A 16,358-nucleotide genomic window follows, 5' to 3' on the forward strand; every position below is an offset into this window, starting at 1 on the left:
TATTTATAAAGGTTTAAATAATTCAGGACGCAAAAAAACCAAAAGCCATAAAACCACGTATATGTACGTAAAACAAGTCTTACTAATTTGATTATGAATAAACTAGATCAAAAAAAATAATTTCAATATGTTAAAAAATCGGAAAATTAACATTAATTTTGCCTAAAAAAAATAAACTATCGATAGAGTATGAAAAAGATTTTACTATTATTTGCATTCATTTTAAGCCTTCAGTTTTCAACAGTTTTTGCACAAACCCACCTTGAGGTAAACGGTGTTACTGTACCTAGAAAAATTGAATTTCAAAACAAAACTTTACAGCTTAATGGCGCGGGCGGAAGATCTAAAATGTGGTTAGAAGTTTATGTTCAGGCTTTGTATTTATCTCAATTAAGCCAGGATCCAAAATTTATTATTGACAGCGATACTGAAATGGCGATTCGAATTGAAATTACCTCATCAATGGTTTCTTCAAACAAACTAACAAAAGCAATGAATGCAGGTTTTGAAAAATCTGCCGGAAGCAATTTTGAGGAATTAAAACCGAGAATTGAAGATTTTAAAAAATTATTAAGTGATGTAATTACAGAAAAAGATGTTTTTGTTTTGGCATACAATCCTTTTGATCAAACGATCAACGTAATTAAAAATGATGTTGTAAAAGGAAAAATTCCTGGGTTTGATTTCAAAAAAGCATTATTCGGAATCTGGTTATCTGACAAACCGGTTGACGATACATTAAAAAAACATTTATTGGGGCAATAATTTAATTACCTGAATTATATAAATTTCAAAGCCGAAAACTATTACGTTTTCGGCTTTTTTATTTTATTAAATAAAATTGCTCTACAATACATTATTCGCATTATTCTATTTTATACTTTTACGCAAAATAAACATATCTTAACAAAATGAAAGATTTATTACAGCAATTTGAAAATAAGGAACCTGAAATTGTTTTTAACTGGAAAGATTCTGAAACAGAAGCCGAAGGTTGGACAGTAATTAATTCACTTCGTGGAGGAGCCGCGGGTGGTGGAACAAGAATGAGAAAAGGCTTGGATATGAACGAAGTTTTATCACTGGCCAAAACCATGGAAGTAAAATTCTCGGTTTCAGGTCCTGCAATTGGCGGTGCTAAATCCGGAATTAATTTTGACCCAAACGATCCTCGTAAAAAAGGTGTTTTACAACGTTGGTACAAAGCAGTTTCGCCTTTATTAAAAAGTTACTACGGAACTGGTGGAGATTTGAACGTGGATGAAATTCACGAAGTAATCCCGATGACAGAAGAATGTGGTGTGTGGCACCCGCAGGAAGGTGTTTTTAACGGACATTTTAAACCAACAGAAGCTGATAAAATCAATAGAATTGGTCAATTACGTCAGGGTGTAATTAAGGTAATCGAAAATCCTAAATTTTCACCGGATGTAACCAGAAAATATACGGTTGCTGATATGATTACAGGTTACGGTGTTGCCGAAGCTGTTCGTCATTTCTACGCAACTTATGGCGGAGAAATTAAAGGTAAAAAAGCAATTGTTCAGGGATTTGGAAACGTAGGTTCTGCAGCTGCTTTTTATTTAGCCGAAATGGGTGCAAAAGTTATCGGAATTATTGATCGCGACGGAGGATTAATTAAAGAAGAAGGTTTTTCGTTTGAAGAAATCAGAACTTTATTTTTAAACAAAGACGGAAACAAATTAGTTGCCGATAATATGATTCCGTTTGAAGAAATCAACTCTAAAATATGGACCATTGGTGCTGAAATTTTCACGCCTTGTGCTGCTTCAAGATTGGTCGCTCAATCTCAAATTGACAGCTTAATTGCAAACGGATTAGAAGTTATTTCATGTGGAGCGAATGTTCCTTTTGCTGATGCAGCAATTTTCTTCGGTCCAATTATGGAAGACGTAGACCGTAAAGTAAGCTTGATTCCTGATTTTATTTCAAACTGCGGAATGGCAAGGGTTTTTGCTTATTTCATGGAGAAAAAAGTTCAAATGACAGATGAGGCTATTTTTAACGACACTTCAGAAATTATAAAAAATGCGATTGTTAAGGCTCACGCTTTAAATCCGTCAAAAACAAATATTAGTGCAACTGCTTTTGAGATTGCACTGAAACAATTAGTATAATTTTTTTATACTTTATTTCTAAAACGGATCAAATGCTTTTTGGTTCGTTTTTTTTTACCGCAGAGTTCGCAAAGGTTTTTCGCAAAGTTCGCAAAGATTAATTTGAGTTGATTCTCAAGGGAAGTTCGCAAAGCTGTTTGTTTTAATATTAAGCAAAGGCGCAGAGTGGCAAAGAAAAACTTAAAAAAGAAAAACTTTGCGACTCTGCGCCTTTGCGAGAAATTAATTAGCGTTCCTTGCGTAAATCCTTGCGAACTTTGCGGTTAAATTCTCTCGCATATTCTAAACAATTTTTAGTACTTTTAAACGTTTTTATTAAATACATTACAAAAATTCAGAATCAAAATGAGTTCCACAGATTCTTCAGATAAAAAGAAATCATTATTACTCACCACGGCGATATATGCGGTAATAATACTATTGCTGTTTTTTATACGTTTTTGGCCTCCATACAATCCGGAGAACAACGCAGCGCTTGCTGAAGGCGGTGGCGGTGGCGGCGTGACTATAAACTTTGGAGACAGCGATGTAGGATCAGGAGCCAATTATAAAAGTGAAGTTTTAAACGTTAAAAACGAAGCAAAAGCGACGCCTGCAAAAGCAACTCCTGAAGAAGCAATTATTACTCAGGAAAACACAGCAGATGACGATAATGACGTCGTTATTCCCGTAAAAGAAAAACCTAAAAAACCGACTCCTGTTGAAAAACCGGAAACAAAACCTGTACCTCAAAAACCAAAAGTTTCTAATTCTACAAACGATGCTTTATCGAGCATTTTAAAAGGATCAAACAAAGGCGGAGACGGTGATGATAAAGCTGCAGGAAACAAAGGAAAAGCAAACGGAAGTTTAGGCTCAAACGGCTATTACGGCACTGGAGGTTCTGGTGGCGGAACTGGCGGAGGAAACGGAACCGGAAATGGCATTGGTACCGGAAGCGGTTACGGAGCCGGAAGCGGCGGAGGTTCTGGTGGCGGATCTGGATATTCATTAGGAAACCGAAAAGCATTATCTAAACCTGTACCCAAATATACTTGTAACGAAGAAGGAAAAGTAGTTGTTGAAGTTACAGTCGACCAAAATGGAAAAACAATAAGTGCAAGAGCAGGAATAAAAGGAACAACCAATACAGCAAGCTGTTTATTAGAGCAAGCCAAAATTGCTGCTTTGAATACAAAATGGTCACCTGATGATAATGCGTCTCCAAAACAAGTGGGGCAAATTACATATAATTTTAGTTTGAATTAAAACACGGATTACACTAATTTTCACGAATTATAGTTAACATAAAAAGGCTTTATGAAATTTTATCATAAAGCCTTTTTTATATTAATATCTAAAATAATCTTTTTATTTCATTGAGTCATATTCTTTCATAGCTACATAATTTTCAATACGGGTAATTTCCGGTCTTCCTAGAGCAACACCCATAGTAACAGCGCATCTTATAAAATATTCCTTGCCTTTCTCAACATTTATTTTTACCTCTTCTTTAGTTTCTAAAGCTCCATAAAAAGTCTGTTCTCCAAATTTCTTTGTTTTAAATGCAAATTTTTCTCCATTTCTCAACCTTCCAACAATAGAATCATTGGCATCTTTAATTTTATAACCTAGCATTGCACCTGTTCCTCCTGTAGGTCGATAAAAATAAATCATAGCATAATCACTATTTTCCGGAAGTCTTGACTTATTTTTTAGATTTCTGTTTTGGGCAACTGTAGATAATGATTCAGCATTTAAATTTCGATATAATTTTGCCTTAATTCTATAGCAGGTACTGCCAAATATGCTAGGTTTTTTTAGTTCAATAATTTTTACAATATTGGCGCCGGCACTTTTAGCTTCTTTTGTTACATCTGCTATAACTTTATCATATCCACAATCGGTAGTAAATCCTGAATCTCCAATTTTTACATCTCCAATTAATTCAGAGTCATTCGGCAATTCATCCTCTTTATCAAGTACAATTACTTGATTGTTTTCTTCTAATTTCTGAAAATTTTTATTTGTTATTTTAGTTGAAATACTCGTTGAACAACCTACTAAAAGTATTGCGATTAAGAATCCTAATTTCTTCATTTTAATATTAAATTTTTAACTTAAAAATTATTTTATAAACCAGACTTACTTTGGACTCGTAGCAATTACAAACTTCAAATTGTTCTTTACTCCTATTTGCAATACATCTACTAAATCCTGAACCTGCAAATTAAACGGAATTCTTACGACAACGGTTTGTTGTTTGTCTGCTCCTATTTTTGCCATCAAACTCGTTTCCAGTTCTTCAAATTCAACTGGCTGTTTGTCGATGTAGAACTTTTTATCTTCTGTAACCGATAAACTGATTAATTGTTTATTGGTTTTTTCATTTGATTTCGCTTTTGGCAATGTCATTTTAATAACATTAGGATTTGCAAGCGTTGATATAATTAGGAAAAACAACAGCAAGAAAAACATAATGTCACTCAATGACGAAGTTGCTACTTCGGCATGAAATCTTCTTTTTCTTTTAATAGACATATTTTATGCTCTTTGAATTATATTGACAAATTCTAATATTTGTTTCTGAATTTTCAAGGCAAAATCATCAATTTTTCCGTTCAATAAGTGGTAAGCGCTATAAGCAATAATACCCACAATTAATCCGGAACCTGAACTGATCATTTTTTCGTATAAACCTCCTGAGATATTTCCGATACTAATATTTTCGGTTACAGAAATACTGTAGAAAATCTTGATAACCCCAGAAATAGTTCCGATGAAACCTAACGTTGGCGCGATACCGGCAATAAGTCCCAAGTGACCTAAATGTCTTTCCATTTCGCCAATTTCGATATCGGCTGCACGGTCCATGTTTGATTCGATTTCAGCAATTGGTCTTCCAATTACCAAAACTCCTTCTTTTAAAATATTTCCTGCAGCTGTATTGCTTCTTTCTACAATTGTTCTCGCTAATTCTATGTTTCCTGCATTTAATTTATCGGCAACATCCTGCATTAATCTTGCATCAATTTTCGATGCTTTGCTGATATACATATAACGTTCAAAAATGACATAAATCGTGTAAAAAAGTAAAATGGCAATTGGTATTAAGAAAAAACCTCCTTTTAAGATAAATCCTAAAACAGAGATTTCGGTATTTGGTGCAATTTTTTCGATAACTACGTTAGATGCAGCGTTTGCGATAGTATCTGCTTGTAATTGAATGAAGCTAAACATATTTTAATTCTTGTTTTTAATAATTAATTCTAAAAAATATTTCAATTTTGCATTAAAGATAATTTCACTGTAATATTAAACTAAAAAAACCGGAAATTATTTCAATCGACAACTATTTTATCCAAATATAATGAACTATCAGGAAACAACAAATTGGATGTTTAACCAATTGCCCATGTATCAACTTCAGGGTGCTTCGGCTTATAAAGAAGATTTAACCAACATTAAGTTGCTTGCGGCGCATCTTGATAATCCACAAAATCAACTAAAGTGTATTCATGTTGCGGGAACAAATGGCAAAGGTTCTACGTCGCACATGCTGGCTTCGGTTTTGCAGGAAGCGGGATATAAGGTTGGATTGTACACTTCACCACATTTAAAAGATTTTAGAGAAAGAATAAAAATCAACGGCCAGGACATTTCTGAAGATTTTGTGATTGAATTTGTTGCAAAACACAAAGACTTTTTTGAAGCAAATGACATGAGTTTCTTCGAAATGTCTGTTGGTTTGGCATTTGATTATTTTGCTGCAGAAAAAACAGATATTGCGATTATAGAAGTTGGTCTGGGCGGAAGACTGGACGCTACAAATATTATTACGCCATTAGTTTCGGTTATTACCAATATCGATCTGGATCATATGCAATTTTTAGGAAATACAACTACTGAAATTGCCGGAGAAAAGGCCGGAATTATTAAACCGAATGTTCCCGTTGTAATTGGAGAATATACGGAGGAAACGGAGGCTGTATTTTTAGCCAAAGCAAAAGAAAACGATGCGCCAATTTATTTTGCTGCCGATTTAATTTCGGGAGTTTTTCCTTCTGATTTATTGGGCGATTATCAGTTTCACAATAAAAAAACGGTTCAGCAGGTTGTTGTTGTTTTAAACTCACAAACCGATTTTAAAGTTTCGATTGATAATCTAAAAAGCGGTTTGTTAAATACCGTAAAAAATACAGGTTTACAAGGAAGATGGCAACAGTTGGGAGAAAACCCAAAAATAATCTGCGATACGGCGCACAATAAACATGGTTTGGCGGTTGTAATGAATCAGATTCAGAAAGAAACTTTTGAGAATCTTCATATTGTTTTGGGAGTTGTAAATGACAAAGACCTCGATTCTATCTTGCCACTTTTTCCTCAGAAAGCGCAATATTATTTCTGCAGACCCAATTCGTCTAGAGGATTAAGTACTGAAATTCTCCAGGATGCAGCCAAAAAGTATAATTTGTTTGGAGAAAAATACGAATCGGTTGAGCTCGCTTTCGCGGAAGCAAAGAAAAATGCCTCATCAAATGATTTTATTTATGTTGGAGGAAGCACTTTTGTTGTTGCTGAATTGCCTTTGAACTAAGGAAAAGGAAATTTGCAGAAAAAAGTTTAAAAAAATCATTTTAATAACAAATTCATAAACAGCAAGATATAATGAATTTAAAAAAAAGTTTTCTTTTTTATTCTATTTTCTTTGCAGAACTCAAAAACTAGCGTATATTTGCACTCGCAATCACAAACGATAGCAACCTAGTAAAATAGGGCGATTAGCTCAGCTGGTTCAGAGCACCTCGTTTACACCGAGGGGGTCGGGGGTTCGAACCCCTCATCGCCCACAAAAAAACTCCTTAAGAAATTAAGGAGTTTTTTTATGTCGTTTTTTGCCACAAGTCTTTCTATTGATTTAAATAAACACAAAGTATTTGTCATTTCAACCAAAGGGAGAAATCACACAAGAATCTCTACAAAGATTGGCGATTTTCGTTGCGGAGTTACTTGTGAAGATTTCTCGTTCCTCGAAATGACAAGATTGTGTACATATCTTTGTCTAAGATTTATCTGTGAAATTCAGCATTTTTAATACAAATGGTTTTATCTTTGAGCCTGTAGAAAAATTGATATTCATTATGGAACAGAAAATACATCAGGGAAGAAACGTAAAACGCTTCAGAGAAATGTTAGGCATCAAACAAGAAGCATTGGCTTTTGATCTGGGAAATGATTGGAATCAGAAGAAAATTTCTATGCTGGAACAAAAAGATGTAATTGAAGATAATATTCTTAATCAAATCTCGCACGCATTAAAAATTCCAGTGGAAGCTTTTCAGAACTTTGATGAAGAGCAAGCAGTAAATATTATTTCTAATACTTTTTCAGATTTTAAAGATGGAGCTTCTGCAATTAACATTCATCCAACATTTAGCCCTGTAAAAGAGGTTTTAAAACTTCACGAAGAAAAGATTGCTTTATACGAGCGTATGTTGAAAGAGAAAGATGAAATGATGGCAAGGCTTGAAAAATTATTGAATAAATAACCACAATTAAACGAATATATTAATTCAAAAAAGAGACTTCCGAGTCTCTTTTTTGTTTTACGAAGAAAAGATAAAGTTGAATATCTCGAAAAAATAATAAAAGGGAAATAAACTTTTCAAAAAACAAAAACTCCTTAAGAAATTAAGGAGTCTTTTGTTATGTCTTGTTTCTCGTAGATTTTGCGTTCACGAGCGAGACACTCACACCAGCAGGCGAAAGATTATCTATCTTTTTTGATATATAAGATATCCTTTTTCCCCATTTAATTAAATTTTTCGGCTACAAGAAAATACTTTTCGGCTACAAGAGTACATAAACGAAATCTGAACTTTGCTTCATTAAATTATATCAAAATGAAAGTATTTGTTACAGGCGCTACAGGCTTTATAGGAACTGCCGTAGTACAGGAATTATTAGCCAATGGACACCAGGTTTTGGGATTGGCTCGTTCGGAAGAATCAGCAAACAAATTGATTGCCGCCGGCGCAGAAGTACTCCGCGGAGATTTAAATGATTTTGAAAGTTTGAAATCAGGAACTATCGCTTCAGATGCAGTGGTTCACTTAGGATTTGTTCACGATTTTACAAGATTTGAGGAAATGTGTACACTTGATGGAAAAGTGATTGAAACAATAGGCGAAGCTTTATTAGGAACAGACAAACCTTTTCTCATCACTTCAGGAACGGCACTTTTTTCAAAAGACGGAATCACAACTGAAAAAGATCTTTCTGCAAACAATCCACATCCAAGAATTGCAACAGAAAATGCAGCTGATGCCGCAGCCGCAAAAGGCGTGAAAGTTGCCGTTGTAAGACTCTCTCCATCTGTTCACGGTAAGGGAGATATAATAGGTTTTGTTCCAACCTCGATTAATATTGCAAAAGAAAAAATAAAAGCTGCGATTATTAATGGTGGCAGTAATTTATGGCCTGCTGTTCACAGATTAGATGCAGCAAAATTGTATCGATTGGCTTTGGAAAAACCTTTCATAAGCGGAACAAGATATCACGCAGTTGCAGAACAAGGAATTCCGTTTAAAGACATTGCAGCTTTCATTGCTGAAAAATTGAAAATTCAGGTTGTTTCGCTAACAAACGATGAAGCAGCAGAACATTTCGGCTGGTTTGCACATTTTGCAAAGCTTAATAATCCTACTTCAAGCGAAGAAACTAAGAAGGCATTAGGATGGAATCCTCAACACCCAACTTTGATGGAAGATTTGCAAAATGTTTATTTCTCTGAGATAGAATAGTCTGTACCTTTATATTCACTAAATTTGATTAAATACTAAAACGATGTCTGATTCGCCGATAAGAATAAAAACAATCTCTCAATTCCATACTTTGCGTGGTTTGCCAAAGCCGAAACATCCGCTCATCAGTGTGATAAATTTTGAAGATATGGCGGTGGCTTTGGAAAGTGGAAAGCAGAGTTTGATATTTGATTTTTATATGATTTCTGTCAAAAGAGATATGAATCATAAATATAGATACGGGCAGCAGGATTACGATTTTGATGAAGGCGTGATGTTTTGTATGGCTCCAAATCAGATTCTGAGCATCGTCCGGGAAGAGCACGGCAAAAATCCGTCTGGTTGGATGATGATGATTCATCCGGATTTTCTTTGGAATACGCCAATGGCAAGCACAATCAAGAAATATGAATTCTTTGATTATTCTGTCAATGAAGCATTATTTTTATCTGAAGATGAGGAAATAAAAATCCAGCAAATCACTGATAATATCAAGCAGGAATATCAAACCAACATTGACAAATTCAGTCAGAACATTATTATTTCTCAGCTGGAAACGCTTTTGAATTATTCTGAAAGATTTTATCAGCGACAGTTTATTACACGACACAAAGCGCATCATCTATTTTTAGAAAAATTAGAAATCCTGCTTAATGATTATTACGAAAGAGATGATTTCAAAACAAAAGGATTGCCGAGCGTTCAATATCTCGCTGATGAATTCAATATGTCGCGCCATTATATGTGCGGTCTTTTGAAAACTTTGACCGGAAAAACCACTCAGCAACACATCCACGAAAAACTGATTGAAAAAGCCAAGGAAAAACTTTCCACAACAGAACTTTCTGTAAGTGAAATTGCTTATGAATTGGGATTTGAACATTCTCAGTCTTTCAGTAAATTATTTAAGGCTAAAACTGATATTTCGCCCTTGGAATTCAGGAAGTCGTTTAATTAAAATTTCGAAAGTTATTTTTAAGTTTTATTTATTTCAGTAAGTTTTATTTACAAGAACAAAAAACTCCTTAAGAAATTAAGGAGTTTTTTGTTCTTGTAAATTCTCTTTGTGTTCACGAGGGCGTACGCTCGCGCCAGCAGGCAAAACCACGAACGGTGTGTGCCGTTTTTATTTATTCAACTCTTTTTCAATATCTTTAATAAGTTCAACTGCTAGTGGTTTTGTGTTTTCATTATAAACCCTTATGTTATTCTTACCTAGTTTGACAAGAAATTCGATTGTCTTTTTAAATTTTGGGTCAGAATATAATTTTTCTTCTGGTTTATCTGCATTTTCTATCATTTTATCAAAACACTTAAACAGAAAATCATTGTACATTTTATCAACTTCGTCTTGTGCCGGTACAAATATTTGGTAATAAGTTAACATTTTCTGTTTTAATTTTTCGTCTTCAATGTAGCCAATTTTACCACTTGATTTAAAACCTTCATAATTACCAATATTCATTGTATGACCATGTGAATGAATTGGAAAATTAACCTTATTTTTAGACTTGTAAATACTGTCAAGTTGAAGAGGCGTTAATACTAAAATTTTTTCATAGGCTATGTTTGACTTTTGGTAGGCTTCCTTTTCATTGTCGATGTTTTGTATGTCAATCTTTAAATCATTCTTTAAATTAACTAGAAACACAGATACCTCTTCTTGTTGATGCCTGTGTTCACTCCAGCTGTGCAACCCTATTGAAAGTGTTACTGCAAAAACGATTATGCATATTTCTATAATGATTTCTTTTACTTTCTCTCCCAATGTGTGTTCTGAATTTTTCACAGTTTTATAAATTTTTTCTGAATGTTTGGTTATTTCTTCTTGCATGTTTTGGTTTTATAATTTTAACTCTGGTTATTGGTGGTAGTTTATTTTAGTACGCTATTTACTTCAACAACTTCAAAATCGTCATTGTTTTGTAACAGGTGTTTTAATATCGGAATATGGCCTTGTCCAAATATTAGTATAACGTATTTGTCATTTGCATTTATTTGAGTTATTACATTAGCATAAATTGCTAAATTCCTCAAATACCAATCAGAAACTGCTTCTGCACCAATATAATTTTCTCCTGCTCCAACTTTTGCAATATATTTTAAGTACAATGATAAATTTTTCTGCAAAAGCTCTTTTTTGTTTATATATTTTAGTACTTCGGTTATTGAATTTCGTTTTACTATATTATCGAATTCAAGTTTTAAGTTATTTGCATTAGTACCTAATTCTTTTAATAAATACAACTGATTTTTTTCTTTAGCAGTTACAGAAAGTAAACTGTCATGTGTCATTCCATAAAAAATATCTACACAATTTATCTCTTTTAAATTTAATTTTTTAGCTAATCTAAAACCAATTTGCTCTCGCTCAGAAACGGTTAACTTATACTTATTTTGTAAATACGCCTTATACAAACTATCAATTTGCTTTTGTTGATTAAATGGTTTTTCTATCATCACTTTATCAGCATTTGTTTGTTTTAAAATTCCAGTCAATTCTTCCAGTTCTTGTTGTCTTTTGGGAGCTAAAAAATCGTCTGTTTTTAATTCATGTGCATCTAAATGAGGCGTTTCGAAGTGAATTGTCCCGATTAATAAAATTTTAGTTTTATGTTTAGATTCTTGCGCAAAAGTATTGGTTACTAATAAAAGTGTAATTAAAAATGTAGAAATTGTTTTAATGAATGTCATTTTTTAAATTTATTTTTTATCGTTGTCGCTCTCGCTAGAAAGCGATACACAACTTTCTATACAAGCCATAAAACGGCTTCAATGAGATTAATTACGGCTGGATTTATACCGTAAACTGGATTTTTATTTAAAAGCGAATATAAGACTATTTGTACAACGTTTTATTAATTTTTTAAATACTATATAAAAAAAATTAACATTTCTATTAGAAAGTTTCTTCAAATCCTGCATGAAATGATTTCATAAATAGTTCCGTAAGAACCACCAGAAAAGTCCTTAAGAAAATTAAGGTTTTTTGCTTATATTTTTTTTAGTTCCGCATCAATACAGATTGCTATGCGGTTGATAATCTTATAAAATAAAAAACACTCATAACCAGCGATTTTGACAAAAATTGAGTAAATTTAAACAACATTTCAAAAACATAAAATCATGATTAAATTTTGGTTAATTACAATTTTGATCTTTATCATTTCAACATTTATACTTGCTAAATTAACTTTAAAATCAAACCGGGAAGAAACTGGCGAAAGAATTTGGCGATTTGGGTATGGAAGATCTACTTATTGGCGTCTTCTAACTTTGTGCAGTATTGGAATAACTATCGCACTAATTTTTATATTTCATTGGATAGGAGTTCCTATTGTATAGAAGAACCAGAAAACAACTTTATTAAAGGATAAATATTTCGAAAACTACACAATTACTTAATAATAATTCCGAATATTTTTGTATTTTACCATAAACATACAAGCCTTAATTTATTATATATATGGAAAAACAAAAATATTGGTCAATAGATGAAATCCAGGAAATTTGGCAGCTAGCTTCGAAATTACATAATGGACAAAAATATGGCGGTCTTAAAGATGGAGAACAAGTTGAATATATAAATCATATTGGAAGTGTTGTCTTTGAAATTCTAAATGCTATTCAATCAACAGAAAATATGAATTCTGGTTTAGCTATTAAATGTGCAATTCTACACGATACAATTGAAGACACTTCGGCGAGCTATGAAAAAATAAATGAACTTTTTGGTCATGAAGTTGCCAGTGGAGTTCTTGCTCTTACAAAAAATGACAAAATCGAGGGACAAATTGAAAAAATGCTTGACAGCCTTAAAAGAATTAAAGAGCAACCTATAGAGATTTGGGCTGTTAAAATGGCGGACCGAATTTCAAATTTGTATCAGCCTCCCTATTATTGGGAAGACGAAAAAAAGTTAAAATACATAGAAGAAGCCGAAATTATATTCAATGAATTAAAAGACGGAAACCAATATTTGGCTGAAAGACTAAAAACTAAAATTAAAGAATATTATCGTTTTCTAAGTACTTCTGAAATTAACTCGTGAGGACAACAAGATCTATTATTTATTTCAAACCTCGCTCCTTCAAAAGATTTTCTAATTCTTCTTTCTCGTATTTTGAATTGTTAATCAATTTATAAGCAAGAAACAAAGGAATCAGCGTAAGAAATCCCCATGTATTTTTTACTACACTATAAAATACAACTCCAATCAAAAAACCAATTAGAAAAGCGTTAGTAATTGAAGCTGATTTTCTTTTTTTTGCCTCTTGTAATAATTCCTGGTCTGTTAAATCTGATAGTGGTTTTTTATCCATTGGTTATTTGTTTATCATAAATAGCTTTTAATCAAGCTAATATAATAAAAAAAATATTACAATTAATTCAAATTAAAATACTTATTCAACCAAACAAATCTCAAAAACAGTTCTCCCCTCTTCCGTTTTAAACGAAATATAACCGCCGTGTGCTTCGATAATATTTTTTGATAAAGTCAAACCAATTCCGGCTCCTTCATTTCTGGTGGTAAAAAACGGAAGGAAAATTTTGTTTTCGATTTCCTTTTCGATTCCGGTTCCACTATCTGAAATTTTAATAAAAATTCTGTTTTCTTTGGCTTCCGCCGAAATGATAATCTGTTTTAATTCGGCATTTTTTACAGCGTAAATACAATTGGTCAGCAAATTGATCAAAACTTGTTCTACTTGCTGTGAATCGACATTTATCCAACGTTTAAACGCTATGTTACTTAAAACTTCAATCTGATTTTCCTTAAATAACGGATTCATGATTTGTAAACAATTATCTATCAAGTCTTGTAATTCTATTTCTTCCTTTTTAGGCGAAGGCAGCATGGCGAGTTTTCGATATCCTTCTACAAATTTTTGCAAATGGTCACTTCTTCTCAACATCGTTTCAACACTGTTTTTTATATCTTCCAAATCTTCTGCCGATAATGAATCCTGTTCGACTAAATCCTGCAAATTCTGGCAAATAGAACGAATTGGTGTTATCGAATTTAAAAGTTCATGCGAAATCACTTTCATCAAATTTACCCAGGCATCTTTTTCTTTTTTCTCGACTACATTTTGAATTGAATCTAATAAAACAATAAAATAATCTTTCTCAAAAATTTCTGTTCGCGAAGCCTGCAAAACAAACGTTTGCTTATTTTGTTCATTGATACTGATCTCTATAGATGTTTTTATTTCCTGAAAATCATCTTCTTCAATAATTTCGCATAACGAAGGCAATTGATTTTTGAGGTATTTCCACTTTGAAACTTTTGGAACATTAAACTGTTTGGAGAAATATTCATTCATTAAAAAAACATTCCAATCTGAGTCTTGTTTTTGTAAAATGATGATTCCCGTTTCGATATTATTTAAAATCGAACGGTAAATTATATCTTTTGAAACCTCTTCGTTTTGCTTGTTTTTTAAGGTGTCGTATAAATGAAATAAATCATTATAACTTCTATTGAATTTATGTTTGGTAAAATCGGATGTAAAATCATTTTGCAAGATCGAAGAGATGGTTTTATCGTAAAGCAAAACAAAATTCCGAACATAAAAATACATTTCGCGAATGAATAAAAAAACAATAAAAAGACCAAATATGCCCGTAAAAATCAAATCGATTTTAAAAAAGTAAATCGAAATTTCTATCGCTGCAATAATTAGAATTAATCGTACAAACAAAAGTTTATAGGTTTGAAATGTTTTAAACATATTTTTAAAATTAAAAATTTGGAATTAAAAATTAAAAATCCTGAACTGTAATTTTTCTCATAGCTATGCTACCATCTGGATACAAATATTATAAATCAATTTTAAACACAAATTTACTTCGTCCGTTCGCTATCGCTCGGGTCACGAATTTGCACAAATTTTAATAGTCAGCTTAGTGTCAATTAGTGAAATTCATGTGTGTTTTTATACTTATGTGATTTATTTTTAAATTACAACTCATCTGTTTTGATATTATATTTCTCTAAACGTCGATACAAAGAACCACGTGACAATCCTAATTCATCGGCGGTTTTGCTAATATTACTATTGTGTTTCAACAATGCTTTTTCGATTGTCGTTTTTTCTATAGATGAAAGCTGAATATCATCCGGATTTTCATCGTAAAGAGTTACGGTTTCGAGATCTAAATCAGAAACTGTGATTTTGTTATTTTCGCAAAGAATAACGGCGCGTTCAATTTTATTTTCCATTTCGCGAATGTTTCCATTCCAGGCGTGTTTTTCAATTTGTTCCAATACTTTTTTATCGAAAGTAATTTCATCTCTGCCGTATTTTTCAATCATTTTTTCCAGAAGATATTCGGCCAGCGGAATTTTATCTGCATTTCTTTCTCGCAACGGCGGCAGAATAATTTCCATCGTATTAATACGATAATATAAATCTTCCCTGAAATTTTTATCGGCAACTTCCAGTTTTAAATTCAAATTCGTTGCCGTAATAATGCGCACATTCAAAGCTCTGGGTTTAGTTTCTCCCAGTCTTGTTACGGTTTTGGTTTGAATAACCTGCAATAGTTTAGATTGCAAATGCAGTGGAACATTTCCTATTTCATCCAGAAAAATAGTTCCGTTTTGCGCCATTTCAAAGCGTCCGGGAGTATCAACTTTTGCATCTGTAAAAGCGCCTTTTGCGTAACCGAATAATTCGCTTTCGAAAATATTAGAATTTAGAGATCCTAAATCAACCGCAATAAATGGATTATTTTTTCTTTCCGATTGAGAATAAATATGATGCGCGAGAACAAATTTTCCGGTTCCGTTTTCTCCCAGAATTAAAACATTAGCATCGGTTTTTGCTACTTTATCTGCCAGAGAATACGCTTTTTTTATATTATCAGAAGTTCCTATAAAGAAGTCATTCTGTATTTCAACATTCTTATCTTTTTTCTGTTCTTTTCTGGATTTATCAACGGCTTGTTTTACAGATTCGAGTAGTTTTTTGTTTTCCCAGGGTTTCAGTATATAATCAAAAGCGCCTGATTTTAAGCCTTCTACAGCCGTTTCAACTTTTCCAAAAGCGGTCATTAAGATCACGATAGTTTTTGGTGAAAGCGTTTTTATTTCTTTTAATAAATACAAACCTTCCCTTCCGTCTTCAAAACCTATTCTGTAATTCATGTCTAACAAAACAACATCGATGGTATTTTTCGACAATAATTCGATAACATTTTTGGGATTATTAAGTGTATAAATGTTTTCAAAATACTTTTTCAGAAACACTTTCGACGCAAAAAGGATATCTTCCTGATCGTCGATGATTAATATTGAGGCATTTGTCTTTTTCATTTTTGTTCGGTTTTGGACGAAAGCTGTCCACTAATGGACACTTCTTGTTTTTTATAAAAAATAAAAACGTAAAAATAAGGCAGTTACAATCTTTAATTTTTTGGCATGAAAATCACA

16 protein-coding genes and 1 tRNA gene are annotated in these 16,358 nt (G+C 32.6%); 9 read left to right on the plus strand and 8 right to left on the minus strand.

The window, feature by feature from the left end; translation table 11 throughout:
• Nucleotides 1-189: 189 nt before the first annotated feature.
• From AC4FQ3_RS15520 to AC4FQ3_RS15530, 3 genes are all read left to right on the plus strand, one after another.
• The gene (locus AC4FQ3_RS15520; RefSeq protein ID WP_491182418.1) at nt 190-765 is read left to right on the plus strand and encodes a chalcone isomerase family protein; all 576 of its coding nucleotides are present in this window, start codon (nt 190-192) and stop codon (nt 763-765) included.
• A gap of 146 nt (nt 766-911) precedes the next feature.
• Entirely contained in the window at nt 912-2,138 is a 1,227-nt protein-coding gene (locus tag AC4FQ3_RS15525) for a Glu/Leu/Phe/Val dehydrogenase dimerization domain-containing protein (RefSeq protein WP_491182419.1), read from the plus strand.
• A gap of 345 nt (nt 2,139-2,483) precedes the next feature.
• A complete protein-coding gene (locus AC4FQ3_RS15530) occupies nt 2,484-3,386 on the plus strand; it encodes an energy transducer TonB family protein (RefSeq protein WP_491182420.1) in 903 nt (300 codons plus the stop codon).
• Nucleotides 3,387-3,488: 102 nt separating this feature from the next.
• On the opposite strand, the gene AC4FQ3_RS15535 is transcribed toward AC4FQ3_RS15530, so the two are convergent.
• From AC4FQ3_RS15535 to AC4FQ3_RS15545, 3 genes are read right to left on the minus strand one after another with little or no spacing between them, the layout of a single operon-like run.
• Nucleotides 3,489-4,217 (minus strand): hypothetical protein, encoded by a 729-nt coding sequence (locus tag AC4FQ3_RS15535; RefSeq protein WP_052483704.1) that lies wholly within the window; start codon nt 4,215-4,217, stop codon nt 3,489-3,491.
• A gap of 45 nt (nt 4,218-4,262) precedes the next feature.
• Entirely contained in the window at nt 4,263-4,658 is a 396-nt protein-coding gene (locus AC4FQ3_RS15540) for an ExbD/TolR family protein (RefSeq protein WP_073395636.1), read from the minus strand.
• A gap of 3 nt (nt 4,659-4,661) precedes the next feature.
• A complete protein-coding gene (locus tag AC4FQ3_RS15545; RefSeq protein WP_042565805.1) occupies nt 4,662-5,357 on the minus strand; it encodes a MotA/TolQ/ExbB proton channel family protein in 696 nt (231 codons plus the stop codon).
• Nucleotides 5,358-5,487: 130 nt separating this feature from the next.
• Between AC4FQ3_RS15545 and AC4FQ3_RS15550 the strand changes: the two genes are divergently transcribed.
• The 5 genes from AC4FQ3_RS15550 to AC4FQ3_RS15570 all read left to right on the plus strand — a co-directional run bounded on the left by AC4FQ3_RS15550 (nt 5,488) and on the right by AC4FQ3_RS15570 (nt 9,878).
• Nucleotides 5,488-6,714, plus strand: a complete 1,227-nt coding sequence (locus AC4FQ3_RS15550) for a bifunctional folylpolyglutamate synthase/dihydrofolate synthase (protein WP_463459748.1) — start codon at nt 5,488-5,490, stop codon at nt 6,712-6,714.
• Nucleotides 6,715-6,892: 178 nt separating this feature from the next.
• Nucleotides 6,893-6,967 (plus strand) — tRNA-Val (locus tag AC4FQ3_RS15555).
• A 291-nt stretch (nt 6,968-7,258) separates the two neighbouring features.
• Entirely contained in the window at nt 7,259-7,666 is a 408-nt protein-coding gene (locus AC4FQ3_RS15560) for a helix-turn-helix domain-containing protein (RefSeq protein ID WP_073395631.1), read from the plus strand.
• A gap of 354 nt (nt 7,667-8,020) precedes the next feature.
• Complete coding sequence (locus AC4FQ3_RS15565; protein WP_491182421.1) at nt 8,021-8,920, plus strand: SDR family oxidoreductase; 900 nt, start codon at nt 8,021-8,023, stop codon at nt 8,918-8,920.
• 43 nt (nt 8,921-8,963) lie between these two features.
• Entirely contained in the window at nt 8,964-9,878 is a 915-nt protein-coding gene (locus tag AC4FQ3_RS15570; protein ID WP_491182422.1) for a helix-turn-helix domain-containing protein, read from the plus strand.
• Between the two features lie 168 nt (nt 9,879-10,046).
• Here AC4FQ3_RS15570 and AC4FQ3_RS15575 read toward each other — a convergent pair whose 3' ends face one another.
• On the minus strand, nt 10,047-10,754 hold the full coding sequence (locus AC4FQ3_RS15575; protein ID WP_491182423.1) for a DUF6090 family protein: 708 nt from the start codon (nt 10,752-10,754) through the stop codon (nt 10,047-10,049).
• 41 nt (nt 10,755-10,795) lie between these two features.
• Entirely contained in the window at nt 10,796-11,614 is an 819-nt protein-coding gene (locus tag AC4FQ3_RS15580) for a DUF5694 domain-containing protein (RefSeq protein ID WP_491182424.1), read from the minus strand.
• Between the two features lie 772 nt (nt 11,615-12,386).
• Between AC4FQ3_RS15580 and AC4FQ3_RS15585 the strand changes: the two genes are divergently transcribed.
• A complete protein-coding gene (locus AC4FQ3_RS15585; protein ID WP_491182425.1) occupies nt 12,387-12,971 on the plus strand; it encodes an HD domain-containing protein in 585 nt (194 codons plus the stop codon).
• Between the two features lie 19 nt (nt 12,972-12,990).
• Here the strand turns inward: AC4FQ3_RS15585 and AC4FQ3_RS15590 are convergent, their stop codons facing one another.
• The 3 genes from AC4FQ3_RS15590 to AC4FQ3_RS15600 all read right to left on the minus strand — a co-directional run bounded on the left by AC4FQ3_RS15590 (nt 12,991) and on the right by AC4FQ3_RS15600 (nt 16,241).
• Nucleotides 12,991-13,242, minus strand: coding sequence for an FUSC family protein (locus AC4FQ3_RS15590; protein WP_073395613.1), 252 nt, complete (start codon nt 13,240-13,242; stop codon nt 12,991-12,993).
• A gap of 81 nt (nt 13,243-13,323) precedes the next feature.
• Nucleotides 13,324-14,655, minus strand: coding sequence for a sensor histidine kinase (locus tag AC4FQ3_RS15595; RefSeq protein ID WP_491182426.1), 1,332 nt, complete (start codon nt 14,653-14,655; stop codon nt 13,324-13,326).
• Between the two features lie 230 nt (nt 14,656-14,885).
• Nucleotides 14,886-16,241, minus strand: coding sequence for a sigma-54-dependent transcriptional regulator (locus AC4FQ3_RS15600; RefSeq protein ID WP_491182427.1), 1,356 nt, complete (start codon nt 16,239-16,241; stop codon nt 14,886-14,888).
• Nucleotides 16,242-16,358: the final 117 nt, after the last annotated feature.

The sequence above is a fragment of the Flavobacterium sp. AK-345 genome, from assembly GCF_058310175.1.